This is a genomic window from Thauera sp. WH-1, from assembly GCF_047806685.1.
In the GTDB taxonomy this organism is placed as follows: Bacteria; Pseudomonadota; Gammaproteobacteria; order Burkholderiales; family Rhodocyclaceae; genus Thauera.
Map to the genome: position 1 here is coordinate 1 of NZ_JBLQGP010000061.1, position 1,344 is coordinate 1,344.

Genomic DNA, 1,344 nt, shown 5'->3' on the forward strand with positions numbered 1-1,344 from the left:
CCATCAGCCGCCGGACTGGGCCTTGAACTGCTGGCGATAGCGGTGCAGCAGCGGCTCGGTGTAGCCGCTGGGCTGGGCGCAGCCCTCGAAGATCAGCGCGCGCGCGGCCTGGTAGGCGATCGAGTCGGCCAGATTGGGCGCCATCGGGCGGTACAGCGGATCGCCCGCGTTCTGCCCATCGACCACCGCCGCCATGCGCGCCAGCGTCGCCTCGACCTGCTCGGCGCTGACCACGCCGTGGCGCAGCCAGTTGGCGATGTGCTGGCTCGAGATGCGCAGCGTCGCGCGGTCTTCCATGAGCCCGATGTTGTTGATGTCGGGCACCTTCGAGCAGCCCACGCCCTGTTCGACCCAGCGCACCACGTAGCCGAGGATGCCCTGGCAGTTGTTGTCGAGTTCCTGTTGGCGCTCCTCGGCGCTCCACGTGGCCTGCTCCACCACCGGGATGGTGAGCAGGTCGTCGAGCAGCGCGTCGGCCTCCTGGTTGAGGTCGAGCTGCTCGAGCCCCTGCTGCACCGCGGCCACACTGACCTGGTGGTAGTGCAGCGCATGCAGCGTGGCCGCCGTCGGCGAGGGCACCCAGGCGGTGTTGGCGCCGGCCTTCGGGTGGCCGATCTTCTGCTCGAGCATCGCCGCCATCAGGTCGGGCATCGCCCACATGCCCTTGCCGATCTGGGCCCGGCCGCGCAGCCCGGCGGCCAGGCCGATCAGCACGTTGCGCCGCTCGTAGGCGGCGATCCACTTGCTGTTCTTGATGTCGCCCTTCCTCATCATCGGGCCCGCTTCCATCGCGGTGTGCATCTCGTCGCCGGTGCGGTCGAGGAAGCCGGTGTTGATGAAGGCCACCCGCGCCGGGGCGGCGGCGATGCAGGCGCGCAGATTCACGCTCGTGCGCCGCTCCTCGTCCATGATGCCCAGCTTGACCGTGTGCGCGGGCAGGCCGAGCAGCTGCTCGACGCGAGCGAACAGCTCGTCGGCGAAGGCGACTTCGGCCGGGCCGTGCATCTTGGGCTTGACGATGTAGATCGAGCCCTTGCGCGAGTTGCCCCGGCGCGCGAGGTCGCGCTTGGCGATCAGCGTGGTGACCACCGCGTCCATGATGCCTTCGGGGATCTCCTGGCCCTCGCCCCACAGGATGGCGGGGTTGGTCATCAGGTGGCCGACGTTGCGCACGAACAGCAGCGAGCGCCCGTGCAGGGTCAGCGCCTGACCATCGGCGCCGCTGTAGCGGCGGTCGCCGTTGAGGCGGCGCGTCATCTGCTTGCCGCCCTTCTCGAAGCTGTCCTCGAGCGTGCCCGTCATCAGCCCGAGCCAGTTGCGGTAGGCCACCACCTTGTCGTCGGC

At 69.5% G+C, this 1,344-nt stretch carries 1 protein-coding gene; it reads right to left on the minus strand.

All coding sequences use genetic code 11. The features are described from left to right. Positions 1 to 3: 3 nt before the first annotated feature. The coding region (locus tag ACMV5O_RS21265) for a malate synthase G (protein WP_416165306.1) at positions 4 to 1,344 on the minus strand (1,341 nt) is incomplete at its 5' end.